This window comes from Sodalis sp. RH19, from assembly GCF_047324215.1.
Taxonomy (GTDB): Bacteria; Pseudomonadota; Gammaproteobacteria; order Enterobacterales; family Enterobacteriaceae; genus Acerihabitans.
In genome coordinates, this window is sequence record NZ_CP178734.1 from 1,887,957 (window position 1) to 1,907,366 (window position 19,410).

The following is a 19,410-nucleotide window of genomic DNA, read 5'->3' on the forward strand; positions in this document are numbered from 1 at the left end:
AGATAGCATGGCGGAGCTAGGTTTTTTCCAGACCCTGAGTTTTGGCCCTGAGGGATGGGGGCCGATGCTGTTGTCCGGCGCGCTGATGACGGTAGCCCTGGCGGTGTCGGGTTTTTTGCTGGCGGGCGTTATCGGCGCGCTGTTCGCCTGGGCAAAGATTAGCGGCAACCGGCCGGTGCGCTGTGTCGCCGATATCTATACCACCGTTATCCGCGGCATCCCGGACCTGCTGATAATCTATCTGCTGTATTTTGGCGGCAGCCAGGCGCTGACATCGCTGGGCAGGCTGTTCGGCGATGGGCAGTTTATCAGTTTCCCCGGCTTTCTGGCGGGCATGCTGGCGGTAGGCATCGCCGCCGGCGCACAGCAGACCGAGGTCTTTCGCGGCGCGTTCCTGACCATTGCGCCTGGCGAGCTGGAGGCGGCCACGTCATTGGGCATGACCGCGTCCGTGCGCATGCGCCGCATTATTATCCCGCTGCTGCTGCGCCACGCCCTGCCGGGCATGGGCAACGTCTGGCAACTGGTGCTCAAGGCCGCGGCGCTGGTGTCGGTGACCGGCCTGGCCGAACTGATGAACAAAGCGCAAACCGGCGCCGGCTCCACCGGCAAGCCCTTTGATTTCTACTGTGCAGCGGCGCTGCTGTATCTGGTGATTTCCGCCTGTTCGGGCTGGTCACTAGGTAAAGCTGAAACCTACTACTCGCGCGGGGTAAGACGCTGATGGACGTGGCATTTCTTTGGGAGACCTTTTTGCAGCTGATCCCCGGCATCCCGCTGACGCTGAAATTGGCTTTTTACTCGGTGGCCATGGGCTTTTGCCTGGCTTTTCCGCTGGCGCTGGCCCGGCTCTCGCCCTTTATCTGGCTCAGCGCGCCGGCGCGGTTTTATGTTTTTTGCCTGCGGGGAACGCCGCTGCTGGTGCAGCTGTTTTTAATTTATTACGGCATGAGCCAGTTTGAGGCGGTGCGCAATAGCGTGCTGTGGCCCGTCCTGCGCGAACCTTATGGCTGCGCGCTGCTGTCGCTGTCGCTGTGTACCGCCGCCTACGGCAGCGAGATCCTGCGCGGCGGCCTGCTTTCGGTGCCCCATGGCGCGTTGGAGGCCGCGCGCGCCTGCGGCATGAGCCGCCTGCTGGTGGTACGGCGCATTCTGTTTCCAATGGCGATCCGCCAGGCGCTGCCGGCCTACGGCAACGAACTGATTTCGATGGTGCAATCCACCTCCCTCGCCTCGATCATCACCCTGATGGACATTACCGGCATCGCCGCGCAAATCATTTCCAACACCTACCGGGCGCTGGAGGTCTTCCTGGTGGCGGGGCTGATTTACCTGCTGATCAATCTGATCATTACCCGGCTGGTGATGTGGCTGGAATACCGACTGACCCCGCATCTGCGCGCGCGCGTCGCCACGGTCGATAAAAAGCCGCTGGAGAATGCGCATTGAGTCATCCCGAACCTTTTTTGCGCCGCAAGGCGAATTTTTCCCCATTGATACAGGAGTTAAACAATGAAATTGGTAAACCTGGTACGCGCGTTGTGCATTACCACCACTCTGGCGACCAGCTTCGGCGGTCATGCCGAAGAGGGGAAAAAATGGACGGTGGTGAAAATCGCCACCGAAGGGGCGTTCCGGCCATATAACTTTACCAAACCCGACGGTACCCTGGATGGATTTGAAATCGATCTCTACAAAGTGCTGTGCGCAAAAATGAAAGTGGAATGCCAGATTATCGTACAGCCCTTTGCCGGCGTCATCCCGGCGCTGAACGCCGGAAAATTCGATGCCATCATGGACGGTCTGTCCGCCACCGAGGCGCGTAAAAAAATCATTGATTTTTCTGCCTCCTACAGTAATGCGGGACAAACCTTCGCGGTGCTGAAAAACAGTCCGCTGGCCGCCTTGCCGGACCTGGGAACCCGGTTCTCGCTTACCAGCGATGAAGCGGGCGCAAAAGCCGAACTGGACAAACTGACCCCGCTGCTTAAAGGCAAAATCATCGGCGTGCAAGGCTCCTCCATCGGCCAGCAGTTCCTGGAAAAATATTTAAAAGGCGTGGTGACGGTGCGCGAGTATAAAACCACCGAAGAGCACGATCTTGATCTTAAATCCGGCCGGGTGGATATGGTCTTCGCCTCGGTCACCTATCTGAACGGCGCCAAGACCAAGCCCGGCAACCAGGATATCGTCCTGGCCGGCCCGCAGTTTATCGGCGGTATCCTGGGCAGCGGATCGGCGGTGGGCATCCGCAAAACCGATCCGGAACTGAAAAAGATGTTTGACGAGGCCATTGCCAGCGCCAAGCAGGACGGCACGCTGAAAACGCTGACCATGAAATGGTTCGGTATGGATACTACCCCGCAATAAAGCCCTTTCCCGGCCGCCGGGCCGGGACTCTCTTCTTTCGATACCCCGAATATTTGTCTTTTTTGCCGCCTATTCGGGCGTTTGATTTGCCTGCGTTCGATTTACAGTATCAGCTGATAGAAAAAAATTTTTATTCCCCGTCGGGTGTTACTTTTCATAGGTCCCTTTTGCGTGGCAAAAACATTTTTACGTAGCGGCGGTTTGCTTGATATTTATGCGTTGGGCGAACAGGGCCGGCCGGTGTATGCATCGGCGTTGGAAATAAGGGAAACGTTGCGTCTGCGGCAACGGCCGCGGATCGCCGACTGTCTGGCGATCCCCCAGCCCAACGAGGATGGCGATCGGATCGACTGGTATTCGCCGCGCGCGGGCAAGGTGTCCTCCTGGGCCGGCGCCAGCGATGCCGAACGCGCGTCCGCCCTTGCGGAATTGGAAGGCTGCCAGGCCGCCGCAGCGGGCCTTTGCCAGCGCGCCGCCGCGGCGGAAAAACCCTCACTCAGGCTGTTTGGCGCGCTGCTGTCGAAAGCCATGCGTTTTCCCGATCAGCATTATGTCTATCTGGTGGGCGGCAAACCGGTATTGACGTTCTGGGGTTTTGTCGGCACGGATAAAAAAACCGACGCCGATGCTTTTGCCAGCCTGCGCCCACCCGTCGATAACACCGTCCTGGACCCGGCATTGGTTACCGACCTGGCGCGGGATGTTGACCGCGCTTCACCACGCATCGCGGCCACCGCCCCCGTGGAAAACGCGCCGGCTGCGGCTGCGGCGGCACCGGCGCTATCGTGGCGGCGCATGTGGTGGATCCCGCCGGCGCTTGCCCTGCTGGCCATATTGGCGCTGCAAATCCGCGGCTGCGTCTCCCGCCCGCCGCCTGTCCTGTCCGCCTCGGCGCTGACCGCCCTTGAGGCGGAAAAACGCGCCCTGCCCGCCGCCAGTCCTCTGACCGACGCCCCCCGGCCGCCGCTGGAAAAACAGCTTTCCAGCGCCACGAACGGCGGGCTGAGGGCGTCAGACGCGGCCAATCCCGCCGATAAGGCGCTATCCTTAGATGCCGCCGCGGCGCAGCCAAAGCCCGCCGACGGCGCGGCGACGCAGCCGACGGCGCTGGCAATCGGCCCTGCCGACGCGGGCGATGGCCGGAACAGGGCGTCCTCCCCCGCCATAGCGCCATTGCCGGATGTGCAAGCCGCGCCGCTTCCCGCCGCCGCGGCGCCGGAGGCGCTGGTCCCGGCCGTCGCGCCGGCCGCCATCAGCAAGAACGCGCTGGTTCTGCCGCCCGAGACGGTAAAAATAGGCTCGACGGATTTTCTTAACGGCGGCTGGCGCGCCACGGTGGATATCAAGGAACCGCTGACCGGTAAGCCACCGAGCCTTAAATACCAGCTTAACCATGGCAAAGGCACGGTGAAAATCACCCATGGCGACGGGGTGACCTGCCGCACGGCGGTTGACGCCGGGCTGATGAAATCGGGCAATCTGATCATCAACAGCCGGGCCAAGGCCCGCTGCAGCGACGGCACCCGCTATCAAATGCCGGAAATCGTCTGCAGACAAGGCGCGAAGGGCGTCGCCGAGTGCAAAGGCCGTTATGACGCCAATACGGCTTTTCCGATAACGATGAAGCGCGAGAGTGAATAATAAATGCTGGCGACGATTACGGATTACCCAAAAAACATCACGCTGATTCGCGACAGCGGTATCCAGTTTCTGGATTTCGCCCTGACGCCCGGCTATAACGCCGAACTGCCCGGCAAGTTTGTCCGCCAGACCGCCAACGGACCCTTGCTGCGCCTGGATTACCACACGCAGACCGGCAAATATTCCGTTCCGGTACCGGCGGGCGCGCCGCCGGAGGTGGTAAAGCCCGAGTTCAGTTTCAGCCTTGAGCAATCCCTGGCATTGCTGGACAAGCTCTGGCTGCCGCTACCCGTGTTCCGCTTTATGCCCCCGCGCACCCTGCTGGGAGGACCGGATAATTGGGCGCGGGTGCGCATTTGCGCCCTGGATGCGCCGGACCGGCACGGCTTTACCCACCGGGTCAGCGTCGCCTTTGACACCCGGGTTTATCCGGCCGGCCATGCCGACGCCCCGGTAGCCCCCAACGAAAACGATATCCATAACGGCATCGGCTTTACTCTGGCGCACCGCAGCGACGAGCTGGGCGAATTTCTCGATCTTACCTGGGTCGACGGCTGGCTGCGCGAGGTGTTTACCCAGCAGGCATCGCGCCAGGACGATCGCAGCGCCCGGGAGATGGAGGTGGCGTTCCGTTCCTTTGAATATCAGGCCCATTATCTCAATTTGCTGGCGCTGCTGGGTGAACAGCTGCCTATGCCGGAAATAAAAATCAGCGCCGGCACGCTTCAGGAGCCGGTGGTAAAAGTGGATTTGATCCTGGATGTCGGCAATTCGCATACCTGCGGCGTCCTGGTGGAAGAACATGCCGATGAGCCCAACGGCCTCAAGCTTGCCTATGAATTGCTGATCCGCGATCTGGGCGAGCCGCAGTTTTTATATAACGAACTGTTTGAAAGCCGTGTCGAGTTTGCCCAGGCGCCTTTCGGCAAACCCGGTTTCTCGCTCGAAAGCGGGCGCGACGACGCCTTTCTCTGGCCCGCTATTACCCGCGTCGGCCGGGAGGCGGCGCGCCTGGCGCTGCAGCGCCGGGGCGTCGACGGATCCACCGGTCTTTCCAGTCCGCGGCGCTATTTGTGGGATGAGGAAAGCTATGCTCCCGGCTGGCGGTTCAGCCAGGGTGCTGGCGGACCGGCGCTTGAACCGCCGGCGGTGCAAGCGCCGTTTACCCACCTGATCAATGACGAGGGACAGCCGCTGTACCTGCTGGCGCTGGACGACCGCCTGCCGGTCTTTTCGCCGCATTACAGCCGCAGTTCGCTGATGGCGCTGATGCTGTCGGAACTGCTGGCGCAGGCGATAATGCAAATCAACAGCGTGGCGCAGCGGCTGAAGATGGGCCACGACGTGGCGCCGCGTCAACTGCGCACCATCGTCCTGACCCTGCCCTCGGCGATGCCGAAACCGGAGCGGGAAATCTTCCTCAGGCGGATGAACGAAGCGATTGGCCTGGTATGGAAAACCATGGGCTGGCATCGCGCGGACGAACCCTTCTCCTCCCCCAGCGACCGGGCCGGCAGCCGGGTACCGGCGCCCGAAGTGCGGATGGACTGGGACGAGGCCACCTGCGGCCAGATGGTCTATCTGTATAACGAAACCCAGGTTAACTTCGCCGGTCATACCAACGCGTTTTTTGGCGCCATGGCGCGGCCGGATAAGGCATCCGCCGCCGGCAGCGCCGGCAAGACCCTACGCATCGCCTCCATTGATATCGGCGGAGGCACCACCGATTTAGCCATCACCCAGTACAGCCTGGACGACGGCGGCGGCAAAGATGTCAAAATCACCCCGCGGCTGCTGTTCCGCGAAGGTTTTAAAGTCGCGGGCGACGATATCCTGCTGGAGGTGATCCAGCTGTTTGTCTTGCCCGCCCTGGAGGCGGCGCTGCTCAGCGCCGGCCTGGACAACCCCGGCATGCTGCTCGCCCGGCTGTTTGGCGGCGACGGGCGCATGGACGGGCACAGCACGCTGCGCCAGCAGACGACGCTGCAGCTGTTTATGCCCGTCGGCCGCGCGATCCTGGCGGCCTATGAACGATTCGATCCCCTGGATAACCGCACGGAAATCGATGCCGTCTTCGGCGAGTTGCTGACCCAGCAGCCCACGCCTGGCGTGTTGGCGTATATCCATGGCGAGGTGCAGCGCGGCCTGCCGGCGGATGCCTCTCCGTTCGATATTCTACGCGTCCCGCTCCAGATAAGGCTGGGCAAACTGCATGATGAGTTCCTGGCCAACCGCATGACGATTACCCAACACCTGCGCTCGTTGTCTGAAGTCGTCTCGCTCCACGATTGCGACGTGCTGCTGCTTACCGGGCGGCCGGCGCGTTTCCCGGGCATCCAGGCCTTGTTCCGCCACCTGCAGCCGCTGCCCAATAACCGGATTCTGTCGCTGGACGGTTACCATACCAGCGCGTGGTATCCCTTTAACCAGCGGGGACGCATCGATAATCCCAAATCCACCGCGGCGGTTGGCGCGATGCTGTGCCTGCTGGCGCTTAGCCTGCGTTTGCCGGGGTTCTATTTCAAAGCCGGTGACTTCCAGCCCTACTCCACCCTGCGCTATCTGGGCATGCTGGACGGCAACCACACCCTGGCCGACGAGAATGTTTTTTACCGCGATATCGATCTTGACGCGCCGGATTGCGCGCTGGACGCCACCGCCAGCTTTCGCATGCGCGGCGCGTTATGCCTGGGCTTTCGCCAACTGGATAATGAACGCTGGCCGGCCTCCGCGCTGTATACGCTGTCGATAGCCGATCCTGCGCTCGCCCGGCGCGTGGCCGGGGAAAGCGAACTGCGCATCAGGCTGGCGGTGGCGCAGGACACTTCCCGGGCGGGACCTGAGCGTTTCGAGATAGCGGAGGCGGTGCTGGAAGACGGTACGCCCGTGCCGCGGCACCATGTGCGCCTGACGTTAAATACCCTGGCCGACAGTGGTTCAGGCGCGACCGAATATTGGATAGATAGCGGGAGCATAGTGAAAAAATGAGTCAATTAATCTCTTCCCCGATACCGGCGCGGCGTAAATTAAACCCGGTTGCCAACCCGCTGGCTCCCCAATTGCAAAACCAGTTGCATAACCAGCTGCGCCAGGTACTGCAAGGCATCGACCAGGCGATCGACTGGATTGCGGCCACGCGCCGGCATGCGCCGCGCCTGGATATGGAAGCCGGCCGGCTGGGCATAAAACTGCGCCGCTGCCGCCTGCAGGCCAGCCATTTGTACAACGCGTCGCACACCGCCGGCGCCATTGGTTTTTTTGGGCAATCGGCGCGGGGAAAACTGCATCTGATCACGGCGCTGACCGTGGGGCAGGACGACCGGCTGTCCACCACGCTTGGCGGCAAACGGCTGGATGTCCTGTCCCTTATCGAGCCGCAGAGCCGGGCGTCAGGCCTGGTGCTGCGTTTCGCCCAGCGCGTACAGGCGGAAAACGCCGCCTATCCGGTCCAGCTGTCGCTGCTCAGTGAAGCGGATATCGCCATGCTGCTGTTTACCCTCTCCCTGCGTGAAGCCGGGGGCGAAAACACCGCCCGGGACCTGGACGATCGCGCGCTGGATGACCGCCTGGACCGGCTGCTCGCGCGGCGGCAGGTGGAACCGGTCGCCGGCATGAGCGGGGATGCCGTGGTGGCGATTTGGGATTATGTTTCCCGCCACGATCGGCGGCGGCAGAAACAGCTGGAGACGCGGTTCTGGCCGGCGGCGGTCGAGCTGGCGCCCTGCCTGAGCGTCGAGGATCGCGCCGAGCTGTTCTCGGTGCTGTGGCGAGGGCGCGCGGATTTGAGCGACGCCTACCGCCATTTTGCCGCTATCGCGCAGCATCTGGGCGGCGCGCAGCACGTGCTAGCGCCCCTTGGCGCGCTGGTGGACGATACGATGCGCCAGGCGGACGGCATCCTGGATATCGCGTCGCTGTCGCGCCTGCATAGCGCCGCCGACCCGCTGCTGCAGGTGATCCCCATGGTGAACGGCCGCGCGGGAAAGCCGGTTGAACTGACGATGGCCGAGCTGGCGATGCTGGCCGTTGAACTGTTGATGCCGCTGGATGCCGGCGTGAGCGGAAGCGGCGGCGCGCAGGTGGATTTTATCGATTTCGCCGGTATCGACGGCAGCCTTGAAACCACGGCGGCCACCGGCGCGGGCGGCGAGCCCGCCTACCCGCTGGCGCCGGCCCTGCTGCGCGCCCGCTGTGCTTATCTGCCCGAACGTTATACCGATGCCCAGACGGTGAATGTGCTGATGGTCTGTACCGCGGCGCAGGACCGCGCGGCGGTCGCCGAAGTCGGCAGGCTGCTGGATTATTGGGTCAGGCGCAGCCAGGGAGAAAACGCCGGGGTGCGCGGCCGGCGCAAACCCGCCCTGATCTGGGCGCTGACCCGCTTCGATCAACGTGTGGTCCACGGCACTAATTACGATGCCGCCGTGCAGCGCTATGTTGGCAATCCGGGCGATACCTGGGGCACGTTGCTGGCGATGGATTCGCGGGGCGTCAACGCCCTGGCGGCCTACCTCGCCCCCGCGGCGCAGCGCGAGGCGGGCCTGGAGCGCCTGGGCGAACAGACGAAGGCGCTGCAGGCGGAACTGGCCGAAAACCTGCTCGGCGAATGGCAGCAGGCCGCGGCGCAGGACGCGGAGACATTACCCAAACAACACGTCGCGCACACACTGCTTAAAGCGCTGCAGGCGCGCGCCGGCATGCACGGAGAACTGCTCGAGCACCTGCTGCCCACGCGTGACGAAATGCGCCGCCTCTACCTGCAGCTACCACCGGACGCCGCCGGCCATACCGAACCGGCCGCGGACGGCGCCGGACCCTTTGGCGTCGGCATCGCCTTCGATCTGCTCAGCGCCCCCGAGGCGCCGACCGGCCAGGTCATGATGACCGCTGACGTCACCGGCGCGACGGACGACAAAATGTTTGCCCGCAATGTGCAACGCTATTGGATAAATCATTTGCGCAACCTGCCGGAAAACGCGCCGCTGCTGGCCTTGCTCGGCATCGCCAGGCCGACCATGGCCATGTTGATGGCGGAGTTGATTACCGCCGCCATCCGGCTCGATATCCTGGGGTCGCTCGAGCACATGCTGATGGATATGGCGCCGGCGGGCCTGCCGCCTGAGAGCAAGGCCGATCGGCAGGTGGCGCGGGCCTTGGCCGTATTGGGTGATTTCGTCGCCTGGCTGGGGTTTACGCGGCTAAGCGACGCGCAACGGCCCGACAGCCGCATCAATCCCGGCCATAAAATTTTTACGCGCCCGGCGGCGCCCGGGCACGACATCGACGCGTCCCACCGTTTGACCCGGCTTAATGCCGCTCCGGTGAATAATACCGCCTTCTATGTCTACGACTGGCTGGTGGGCCTGAATATACTGATACGGCAAAATGCGGGATATGCGGGTGCAGCGGAAATCAGCCTTGAACAGCGCCAGCGCCTGGGCGCCATCATCAACCTGATCACAGCGGCCGAAGCCTAGAGCCGCTACCGGCTTGCCGGAGGCAATGTCGGCCGCCGGCGGCCGGGTTGGTATTTCCGGGCGGCTAGCCGCGTCGTCGCCGGACTGTCAAATCTGCTTACTTAAAATACCGGCTGCGACGCATGAGCCGTGCGCTTAGCCGAGATATACTTATCCTCCATGGACTCTTCCGGATGGTAAGGATAAGCCATCCGCGAACGATAGGCCCCGGGCGTCTGGCTGAACTGGCGCTTGAACGCCCGGCTGAAGGACTGTTGCGAATCGAAGCCGCTTTGCAGGGCGATATCAAGGATGCTATGGTCCTTAAGACACAGTTCCGACGCGGCGCGTGACAGCCGGCGGGTGCGAATATAGGTGCCCAGCGCATCGCCGGTCACATTGCGGAACATCCGCTGTAAATGCCATTTTGAATACCCGGATTTGGCGGCTACGTGATCCAGAGACAATGACTTATCCAGATTGTTTTCCAACCATTCCATCAAATCCTGAATAATGACCTTCTGATTCATATAGACATTCCCCGTAATTGATAACCTTGCACTTACAATATGACCGGTCGTATTTTTAGTCAACCTCTTTTTATTAACGAACGATAATTTTATCATAAGCCGTTTGCCGGCGGCGCGTCAATGACAGGCGGGCGCGGGAGAAAGTGCCGATAGGACGGGGTTTGCCGCCTGCCAGCACGCCATGGCACGGCAGGCGCGTTAACAGCCGGGGGGGATTATCGTGACGTTGTCACTGATTTTTTTCCGCGCAGCGCACCGCGAGATGGGCGGCTTTCGGTACGGTCATAAAGACGGCAATCGCGCCGGTGATAATACACAGGGCGGAAATCACCACCGCGCCCTGGTCGATGGCGAAGCCCAGCCCCCAACGACTGGCGCTGGCGCCCAGCAGCAGCGCAAACGCCCCCTGGATCAGGTAGGCCACCAAATACAGCGCGGACAGCGTGCCGCCGCGAAGACGGGCGGGCGCATACATATTGATAAGCCCCAGCCCGCCCATAAACAACAGGCTATAACCGCACCCGGCGGCGATTAAAAAGGCCAGGAACAGCAGCAGCGAATGCCAGGATACCGAGATCACCAAGCATGCCATGCCCGCCACCGTGCACAGACCGCCCAGGGCAATCGCGGTACGCGACGGCATACTTTTGCAGGCCAGTCCCACCACGCCAAGCACGATGGCGAACACCGACATGGTGGCGCCGTTAAGCAGCACGTTGGCGGAACCGATCAGATCCCGCGCTATCTTGGCGCCCAGCGATAACCCCACGGTGCCGATAGAATAGGCGCATACCACCGCCGCCACCGCCGTCAGCACCACGCCGCCCAGGCCCGAGGGAACCGACGGCGTACGCGGACGCCAGCGTCCCTGCCCCGGCACCGCGCTATGGCGCGGCAAAAACCAGGCGGCGGCAAAAATAGCCAGGATGATAACCAGCAGCAGCCAGAAGTTCAGCCGCGTGGGAAAAGGCGCGTACTCTATCAGCGCGCCGCCCACCAACGTCGCCAGCGCCAGGCCCACCGCCTGCGACACCGTGGTAATGGCGCTGGCTTTTTTGGCCTGGCCCTCGGCGCTAAACTCAATCATGGCGGCGGTGGACGGCCCCGCCGACAACCCCACCCCGATGCCCATGAAGACCCGCCCGAGATAAATCCACCACAAACCAGGCGCGACGGCGAACAGCAATACCCCGATAAGCGACGCCGCCAGTCCCAACAACATGGTGGTGCGCCGCCCGATATAATCGGAAATATCGCCGAAACACACCAGGATGGCCACCACCACGATGGGATAGATGGCAAAGATAGTCGACGTTTGGGTGGTGGTCAGGCCCCATTCCGAGGCATACAGCGGATAGGTCATGGCGGGCGCGGCGCTGGTCCAGATAGTATGGCCGACAACGGCGGCGGCCACCCAAAAACTGGCCCGGCGTCCGAGGGTCAAGGTCCTTCCGGTCATGATAGGCTCGCAGTCAGGAAAAGAAACGGGCGTCAGGCAAATAGCTGTGGCGATTATTCCGGCGTCGGACGGTTTAATAACGGAAAGGCCACGGCGAAAAAATCATCCAGCGGCTGCCGACAACGGGCTATTTTCATGCGCACAACCGCGCCTTCCCAGCTATTGATAACAAAACGGGCCACTTTTTCCGCATCCAGGCTGGCGATAATGGTGCCGTCCTTTTGCCCTTCGCGCAGGGTCGCGGTCACGGCGGCGGTCCATTTTTCCAGCGACTGGCAAATGGCCTGACGCAGCAGCGGCGTGTTATCCGTCATCTCGGCGGCCAGGTTGCCGATCAGGCACCCTTTTTCATAACCGAAGTCGGCGTAATAGGCGGCCATGTACTCGAAATGCGCGCGCAGACGCTCAATGGGCGGCAGGCTGGCGTCTTCAAGGATTTCACGGTTCGAGTCCTGGCCGTAAATGGAGAGCACTTCCAGCGCCAGTAATTCTTTAGCTTTGAAATAGTTATAAAAAGACCCTTTCGGCACGCCGGCGGTATCCACAATATCCTGCACGCTGCACGCGCTGAAACCGAGCGTATGAAAACGTTCCAGCGCGGCGTCGACAATTTTATCGCGTACGCTTGGTTTTGCCATAAAAAACAGAGCCTCCAGATAACGAATACCGCATGATTATATAGACGACCGGTCGTATTTTGCAAGCAAAGCGTCCCGGGCGCCCCGCCCTTTACCGCCAGGGCGGTCCACGGCGCGGCGCGCTTTTCAGCCGCTGAAAAGCGCTCCTGTCATCATAGCCTATCCTGTCAGCCATCTTTGCCCGTTGGTGCGATGGCCGGGGCGGCGGCCGCGTCCGTCCCTGGCGCGTCCTGTCCGCCCTTGAGCGTGCCGCCGGTGATGCGGCGAATCGTCCAGTAGAAGACCGGGGTAAGGATAAAACCGAACAACGTCACGCCCAGCATGCCGGCGAATACCGCGATGCCGATGGCATTGCGCATCTCCGCCCCCGCGCCCACCGACACCGCCAGCGGGGCCACCCCCATGATAAACGCCAGCGACGTCATCAGGATCGGCCGCAGCCGCAGCCGGCAGGCGCTCAGCACCGCCTGCAGCAGGCTGTCGTTTTCCAGCTCGCGGTCGCGGGCGAATTCGACGATTAAGATGGCGTTTTTACATGCCAGCCCCACCAGCACCACCAGACCAATCTGGGTAAAGACGTTGTTGTCGCCATGGGTCAACTGCACGCCGATCAGCGCGCACAGCAGGCACATGGGCACGGTCAGGATCACCACCAGCGGCAGCGTCCAGCTTTCGTATTGGGCCACCAGCACCAGAAACGCCAGCAGCACGCAGATGGGAAAGACATAGATGGCGGTATTGCCGGCCAGAATTTGCTGATAGGTCAGTTCCGTCCATTCAAAACTCATCCCATGAGGTAATTCCTGTTGCGCCAGGGCCTCAAGCCTGGCCTGGGCCTGGTCCGAACTGAAGCCCGGCGCCGGCGCGCCGTTGATTTCCGCCGTCAGGCTGCCGTTATAGTGGCTGATGCGATCCGGACCCGTGGTGTCGTAGGTGGTGACAAACGCTCCGATGGGAATCATCTGCCCGGCGGCGTTACGGGTCTGCAAATGGCCAATATCCTCGGTATGCATGCGAAAACGCTGGTCCGCCTGCACATTCACCTGGTAAGTGCGGCCGAAGCGGTTGAAATCATTGACATAGACCGAGCCGAGATACACCTGCATGGTCTCAAACAGATCGGTAAGCGATACCCCTTGCGCCTTGGCCTTTTCCCGATCGACGTCGGCATGGATTTTCGGCACGCCAATCTGATAGGACGTGAACAATCCGGTCAACGCGGGATCTTTGGCGGCGGCGGCGATGAGCCGTTGCGTTGCCTGGAACAAGGCGTCCGGCCCCCGATCGGCCTGATCCTCGATTTGCAGGCGAAAACCGCCGAGCGAGCCCAACCCCAGGATCGGCGGCGGCGGGAACACCGCCACATTGGCTTCGGTTATGCCGGAAAGCTTTTGGTTAAGCGTTATGGCGATGGCCCCGGCCGAAAGCGACGGGTCGCGGCGGGCGCTAAAATCATCCAGCGGCAAAAAGACCACCGCCGAATTGGTGCTGCGCACAAATCCGTTAATCGACAGACCGGGAAACGCGACCGCGTGGCTGACGCCCGGCGTATGCAGCGCAATATCGCTGACCTGGCGCACCACCGCCTCGGTACGATCGAGCGTGGCGGCGTCCGGCAATTGGATCACCGAAACCAGGTAAAGCTTGTCCTGCTGGGGCACAAATCCGCCAGGCGTGCGCATAAACAGCAGGACGGTCAGCGCCAGCAGCCCGCCGTAGATCAGCAGCGCCACCGACGACCGGTGCAGTACGCGCGACACCACCCCGACATAGCCATGGGACAAGCGCACAAACCCCAGGTTGAACGGCCGGAACAGCCAGCCGAACACCCGGTCGATAAAGCGCTGGAAGTTATCCCGGGCGGCGTGATGCGGGCGCAGCAGCAGCGCCGCCAGCGCCGGCGACAGCGTCAGGGAATTGAAGGCGGAGATCACCGTGGAAATGGCAATGGTCAGGGCAAACTGGCGATAAAATTCGCCGGTCAGACCGCTGAGGAAGGCGGTGGGGATAAAGACCGAACACAGCACCAGCGCGGTGGAGATAATGGGGCCGCTGACCTCGCTCATCGCCTTATGGGTGGCCTGCACCGGCGCTAATCCCAGGGCGATATTGCGCTCGACGTTCTCCACCACCACGATGGCGTCGTCGACCACGATGCCGATGGCCAGCACCAGGCCGAACATGGTCAGGGCATTCAGGCCAAAGCCCATCAGCAGCATGACCGCAAACGTGCCCACCAGGCTTACCGGCACGGCGACCAGCGGAATAATCGAGGCGCGCCAGCTTTGCAGGAATAAAATCACCACCAGCACCACCAGGATGACGGCCTCGAACAGGGTATGCACGACTTCATTGATGGACTGATGCACAAAGCCGGTGGTGTTGTAGACGATATGGTATTTAACGCCCTGGGGGAAATCCTTCGCCAGCCGGTCCATGGTGGACTGGACGTTATCCGCCATCTGCAGGGCGTTGGTGCCGGGACGCTGGAAAACGCCCAGCGCCACCGCGGGCTGGTTGTCGAGCAGGGTACGCAACGAATAGTTGTCCGAGCCCAGTTCCAGGCGCGCCACATCGCGCAAGTGGATAATCTTGCCCTGCCCGTCGGCGCGCAGGATGATATCGCCGAACTGCTCTTCGGTTTCCAGCCGTCCCTGGGTCACCACGGAAATCTGGAACTGCGCCTGGCTGGCGGCGGGCGACCCGCCTACCTGCCCCGCCGCCACCTGGATATTTTGCTCGCGCAGCGCCGCCACCACGTCGCCGGCGGTAAGGGAGCGCGCCGCCAGCTGTTCCGGATCGAGCCAGACGCGCATGGAATAGGGCCCGAGGCCGAAGACGCTGACATCACCCACGCCATACGCGCGCACCAGCGCATCCTTGACATGCAGTTGCGCATAGCTTGCCAGGTAAAGCATGTCATAACGGTTATCGTCCGAGGTCAGGTGCACCACTTCAATCAGCGTGGGCGAGGATTTATTGGTGGTCACGCCGACCCGCTGCACTTCGGGCGGCAACCTCGACAGCACCTGCGCCACGCGGTTTTGCACCAGCACCTGGGCCTTGTCGCCGTCGGTGCCCAGCGCAAAGGTGACCGTCACGGTCAGGGCGCCGTCGCTGGTGGCCTGCGAGGATTGATACAGCATGCCCTCGACGCCGTTAATCGCCTGTTCGATAGGCGAGGCCACCGTTTCGGCGATAACGGACGGATCCGCCCCGGCAAAGGTGGTATTGACCACAATGGTGGTCGGCACCACTTCCGGATATTCGGCAATGGGCAACAGCGGCAGCGCCACTAAGCCGGCGGCGAAAATCACCAGCGACAGCACTACCGCGAACCGGGGCCGGCTGACAAAAAACCGTGAAATATTCATAATAATCTCATAGATAGGTAACAGGCCATGGCGCCGCTGCCGCGGATGCCTTTCATCAGGTCACCGCTAATCATGGGGAAGCAAGGCGGCCAGCGCGGCCGGCGACGTATCCGCAGTGGCGGCGTGCGGCGCCACCACGTCTCCCGGCCGCACTTTTTGCAGCCCGTCCACCACCACCTGTTCGCCCTCGTTCAGCCCGCTTTTCACGATGCGCCACTCGCCCACCGCCTGTCCCAGGGTAATGGCCCGATATTGCACCCGCCGGTCCTTATCCAGCACCAGCACATAACGTTTGCCCAGATCGGTGCCCAGCGCCTGTTCCGGCAGCAGGGCGACCCGCTGCACCTCGGAGGACACCAGGCGCACCCGGCTGAACAGGCCCGGCGTCAGGCTGCCGTCGGCATTATCCAAGACCGCCCTGGCCGCCAGGGTGCCGCTGCGGGGATCCACCACGTTATCCAGGAAACGCAGGCGCGCGCGGTGGGGAAAACCGTTTTCGCCCATCAGGCCGATAAAGACCGCGTTATCCTTGCCGCGCTGGGCGGCGGCATATTTCAGGTAGGCCTGCTCGTCCACATTGAACGCCGCGTATATCGGGCTATCGGAGACAATGGTGGTCAGCAGGCTGTCGGTGGTCACCAGATTGCCCCGGGTGATCAGCGCCTTGGAAATGCGCCCGTCGATGGGCGCGCTCACCTGGGTAAACGACAGGTTAAGCCGCGCCGTGGCCAGCGCCGCCTGCGCGGCGGCCACATTGGCCACCGTGACTTTGGCGTTGGCCTCCTGGGCATCCAGCTCGCTGCTGGAAATCGCGTTCACCACGATCAGCCGCCGGCTGCGCTCGCGGTTGGTCCTGGCGAGCGCCGCGTTAGCCACCGCCTGCTGTAGCCCGGCCTCCAGCCGGTCCACCTCCGCCTGATAGGGCCTGGGATCAATTTGGTACAGCACCTGGCCCTTATGGACACGCGCGCCGTCGTCAAACGCGATAGCATCGATAAAACCTCCGACCCGCGGCCTGACGTCCACGCTTTGGATGGCTTCCAGCCGGCCGGTAAAATCGTCCCATTGGCGTACCGGCTGGAACATCACGGTGGTCACCGCCACCGGGATCGCCTGCTGTGTTTGCTGCGCCGGGGCGGCGGGCTTACAGCCGGCGGCCATCAGGGCAGCCAGCGCCGGCAGCAATAATAGCGGCGCAAGGCGCGCGCCGTACTTGGGTGTGCTCATGGAACATCCTCTGCCTGAAAAGATAAAAGACGATAAAAGAGAAAAAATAATACGACCGGTCGTATTGCAGAGCATGCAGGGTAAGCGCGGGAGGGTCAATAGAGGGCGGCGGCAAAAGGCACGATATTGCCGCCGGGGCGGGCGGCAACCGCCGGATAGGCACGTTGCCGCCCGCGGTGGCGTTTAATGGGCGGGCAGGACGATAGCGCTGTCCGCCAGCGTGCCCATGTCGTTATAAACGGCGCAGGCGGCGTCCACCAGATTCATGGCAAGCGCGGCGCCGCTGCCCTCGCCCAGGCGCATCTCCAGATCAAAATAAGGCCGCAGATCCAGATGGGCCAGGGCGATCTTCGCCCCTTTTTCCGCGGAAAGGTGCGAGGGGATCAAATAAGGCCGCGCCTGCGGGGCGATGCGGCAGGCGACCAGGGCGGCGGCGTAGGACAGAAAACCGTCCAGTATCACCGGGACCCCCTCGGCGGCGGCGCCCAGCAAGACGCCGGCCATGCCGCCGAGATCATAACCGCCCACTTTCGCCAGCACGTCGAGGCCATCCCGCGCATCCGGGCGGTTTACGGCGATGGCGCGCTCCACCACCTCGATTTTATGCGCCAGCATGGACTGCGGCAGGTTGGCGCCGCGGCCGACGACGTCCTGCGCCGGCGCGCCGGTTAACACGCTCACCAGCGCGGCGGCGGGCGTGGTGTTCGCCATGCCCAGCTCGCCGACGCCGAATAAGGTGATGCCCCGGCCAACCGCGTCGGCAACCAGCGCCGCGCCGGTTTCAAGTACGGTGCGCGCCTGGCCGGCGGTCATCGCCGGACCGGTGGCGATATTGCCGCAGCCGCGGCCCATGCGCCGGTCCAGCAGTCCGGGCAAAGGCTGCTCGCAGTCAATGCCCAGATCCACCACGGTGACGGCCGCGCCGGCGTTGGCCGCCAGCACGCAGATCCCGGTGGTGCCCTTGACCATATTCGCCGCCTGGATGGCGGTAACGATGCGCGGCGATACCGCCACCCCTTCTTCGTATACCCCGTGATCGGCCACCATCACCATCATCTCTTTACCCGCAAACGCCAGCGGCCGGTCGCCCATAATGCCCGACAGCTGGACGGCAAGCGTCTCCAGGCGGCCAAGACTTCCCGGCGGCTTAAGCAAGCCGTCGAGACGTTGTTCCGCCCGCGCCATGGCCTTCTCGTCCAAAGGCCGGATGGCGTCGATGACCTGTTGCAGTGTTTTCATTATCTTCTCCTGGAAAATGGGTTACGGTTTCAGCGTGCGGGCATCATGGCCCGGCCGCTGTCGTTTAACTGGTTGAGCACACAAAATCCGTCGTTAAGCGTGACCTGGGTAAAGGCGTCCTGGCGGAAGGGAAAATGCCACATGGCGGCGGGCGGCATTCCCAGCAGCGTGGCCAGCAGTACGCCGAGCACGCCCTGATGGGCCACCAGCAGGATAGCGTCCGCGCCGTCCTGTTCGCGCAGGCGCGCGGCCGCAAGCCCCACCCGCTGCGCAAACGCCTGGAACCCTTCGCCGCCGGGCGGGGCCACATGCTGCCAATCGTCGCACCAGGCCGCATAGCGCTGCGGATCCTGCGTAGCGAGATCGCGATGATGGCGTAGCTCCCAGGCGCCGAAATTCATTTCGTCCCATTCCTGCCAGGCCTCAGGCGGCATGCCGGGACGGATGATATCGGCCGTCTCCCGGCTGCGCCTGAGCCTGGAGGTCAGGACCCGCCCGAAGGGAATCTCCGCCAGTTGCCAGGCCACCCGGTGCGCCTGGAAGCGTCCCTTCGGCGTCAGGACCACATCGCTGACGCCGCAGTAAACGCCGTCGCGGTTGGCATGGGTTTCGCCGTGACGCACTAAATAGAGTCTCATAGCGGAACGGCCAGGGCCGCGAGCAAAAACAGCCATTCGAATACCTCCACGCCGCAGCCCAGGGTATCGCCGGTCTGGCCGCCCAGCACCGCGTTAATCCTGGCGCGGTAGCCGTAGGCCAGCGCCAGGACGATAAGCGCCGCAGCAAGGCCGCGCAGGCCGGCAATCGCCAGGGTCAGCAGCATGCCGGCGAGCAGCGTCACGGCAAAATGATGACCGCTGATTTTGCCGATATAGACGTTGCCGAGCCCCGTTTCGCGGGCATAGCGCTGGTGATACATCAGAATGCTTATCAGGGCGCGGCTTACCACCGGAGCGGCGATGATATAGGGCAGCGCGCCGCCGGGATGCAGGCTTAGCGCCGCCATGGCCGCCAGCCGCAGGCCGATGGCGAATACCATGGCCAGCGCGCCGTTGGTGCCGATGCGGCTGTCGCGCATGATCTCCAGCATCTGCTCGCGCTTGCGCGCCGAGAAAATACCGTCGCAGGTATCCGCCAACCCGTCGAGATGAAAGGCCCCGGTGACCATGGCATTGGCCAGCACCGCCAGCAGGGCGGCCAGCGGCGTGCCGAACGCCGGCTGCGCCAGGGCGAAGACCAGCGCGCAGCACCCGCCCACCACCAATCCCACCACCGGCATCCAGATCACGCCGCGCGCATAGGCGTCCAGCGGCAAATCCCGCGTCCAGCGCGCGGGCACAGGCAGGCGGGTCATAAATTGCAGGGTGGCCAGAAAAGACGTCATTGTGTTGCTCCGCCGTGGCGATCGTGAGTATTTGCGCAGGGATTGCCGGCAGGCTGGTCCCTCTGGTCGGCGCCGGCGCCGGGACGGTCGCC

The 19,410-nt window shown here is 62.8% G+C and carries 13 protein-coding genes and 1 pseudogene; 6 read left to right on the plus strand and 8 right to left on the minus strand.

The window, feature by feature from the left end:
* The first annotated feature begins 7 nt into the window (after window positions 1–7).
* From ACL2XF_RS08455 to ACL2XF_RS08480, 6 genes are all read left to right on the plus strand, one after another.
* Window positions 8–724: an ABC transporter permease gene (locus ACL2XF_RS08455; RefSeq protein WP_410015100.1), complete on the plus strand. Its 717-nt coding sequence runs from the start codon at window positions 8–10 to the stop codon at window positions 722–724.
* The gene (locus ACL2XF_RS08460) at window positions 724–1,449 is read left to right on the plus strand and encodes an ABC transporter permease (protein ID WP_410015101.1); all 726 of its coding nucleotides are present in this window, start codon (window positions 724–726) and stop codon (window positions 1,447–1,449) included. Before ACL2XF_RS08455 ends, ACL2XF_RS08460 begins: the two co-directional genes overlap by 1 nt.
* A gap of 63 nt (window positions 1,450–1,512) precedes the next feature.
* Window positions 1,513–2,370, plus strand: a complete 858-nt coding sequence (locus ACL2XF_RS08465; RefSeq protein ID WP_410015102.1) for a transporter substrate-binding domain-containing protein — start codon at window positions 1,513–1,515, stop codon at window positions 2,368–2,370.
* A gap of 171 nt (window positions 2,371–2,541) precedes the next feature.
* Window positions 2,542–4,011 carry an SrfA family protein gene (locus ACL2XF_RS08470; RefSeq protein ID WP_413728423.1) on the plus strand — a complete coding sequence of 490 codons (1,470 nt, stop codon included), beginning with the start codon at window positions 2,542–2,544 and terminating at the stop codon, window positions 4,009–4,011.
* A gap of 3 nt (window positions 4,012–4,014) precedes the next feature.
* Window positions 4,015–6,999, plus strand: a complete 2,985-nt coding sequence (locus tag ACL2XF_RS08475; RefSeq protein WP_413728424.1) for a virulence factor SrfB — start codon at window positions 4,015–4,017, stop codon at window positions 6,997–6,999.
* Window positions 6,996–9,488 carry a virulence factor SrfC family protein gene (locus ACL2XF_RS08480; protein ID WP_413728425.1) on the plus strand — a complete coding sequence of 831 codons (2,493 nt, stop codon included), beginning with the start codon at window positions 6,996–6,998 and terminating at the stop codon, window positions 9,486–9,488. Before ACL2XF_RS08475 ends, ACL2XF_RS08480 begins: the two co-directional genes overlap by 4 nt.
* Before the next feature lie 197 nt (window positions 9,489–9,685).
* Here the strand turns inward: ACL2XF_RS08480 and ACL2XF_RS08485 are convergent.
* The 8 genes and pseudogenes from ACL2XF_RS08485 to cobS form a co-directional block, all read right to left on the minus strand.
* A pseudogene (locus tag ACL2XF_RS08485) lies at window positions 9,686–9,997 on the minus strand (helix-turn-helix domain-containing protein); the annotation flags it as partial.
* A 229-nt stretch (window positions 9,998–10,226) separates the two neighbouring features.
* Window positions 10,227–11,456, minus strand: a complete 1,230-nt coding sequence (locus tag ACL2XF_RS08490) for an MFS transporter (protein ID WP_413728426.1) — start codon at window positions 11,454–11,456, stop codon at window positions 10,227–10,229.
* A 53-nt stretch (window positions 11,457–11,509) separates the two neighbouring features.
* Entirely contained in the window at window positions 11,510–12,094 is a 585-nt protein-coding gene (locus ACL2XF_RS08495; RefSeq protein WP_410015107.1) for a TetR family transcriptional regulator C-terminal domain-containing protein, read from the minus strand.
* A 167-nt stretch (window positions 12,095–12,261) separates the two neighbouring features.
* On the minus strand, window positions 12,262–15,468 hold the full coding sequence (locus tag ACL2XF_RS08500) for an efflux RND transporter permease subunit (RefSeq protein WP_413728427.1): 3,207 nt from the start codon (window positions 15,466–15,468) through the stop codon (window positions 12,262–12,264).
* Window positions 15,469–15,534: 66 nt separating this feature from the next.
* Window positions 15,535–16,695: an efflux RND transporter periplasmic adaptor subunit gene (locus tag ACL2XF_RS08505; protein WP_413722848.1), complete on the minus strand. Its 1,161-nt coding sequence runs from the start codon at window positions 16,693–16,695 to the stop codon at window positions 15,535–15,537.
* A gap of 183 nt (window positions 16,696–16,878) precedes the next feature.
* Window positions 16,879–17,934: a nicotinate-nucleotide--dimethylbenzimidazole phosphoribosyltransferase gene (gene cobT, locus ACL2XF_RS08510; RefSeq protein ID WP_413728428.1), complete on the minus strand. Its 1,056-nt coding sequence runs from the start codon at window positions 17,932–17,934 to the stop codon at window positions 16,879–16,881.
* Window positions 17,935–17,963: 29 nt separating this feature from the next.
* Window positions 17,964–18,572: an adenosylcobalamin/alpha-ribazole phosphatase gene (locus ACL2XF_RS08515; protein WP_413728429.1), complete on the minus strand. Its 609-nt coding sequence runs from the start codon at window positions 18,570–18,572 to the stop codon at window positions 17,964–17,966.
* Window positions 18,569–19,318 (minus strand): adenosylcobinamide-GDP ribazoletransferase, encoded by a 750-nt coding sequence (gene cobS, locus ACL2XF_RS08520; protein ID WP_410015112.1) that lies wholly within the window; start codon window positions 19,316–19,318, stop codon window positions 18,569–18,571. The genes ACL2XF_RS08515 and cobS overlap by 4 nt, the downstream gene beginning before the upstream one ends.
* Between the last annotated feature and the right edge of the window lie 92 nt (window positions 19,319–19,410).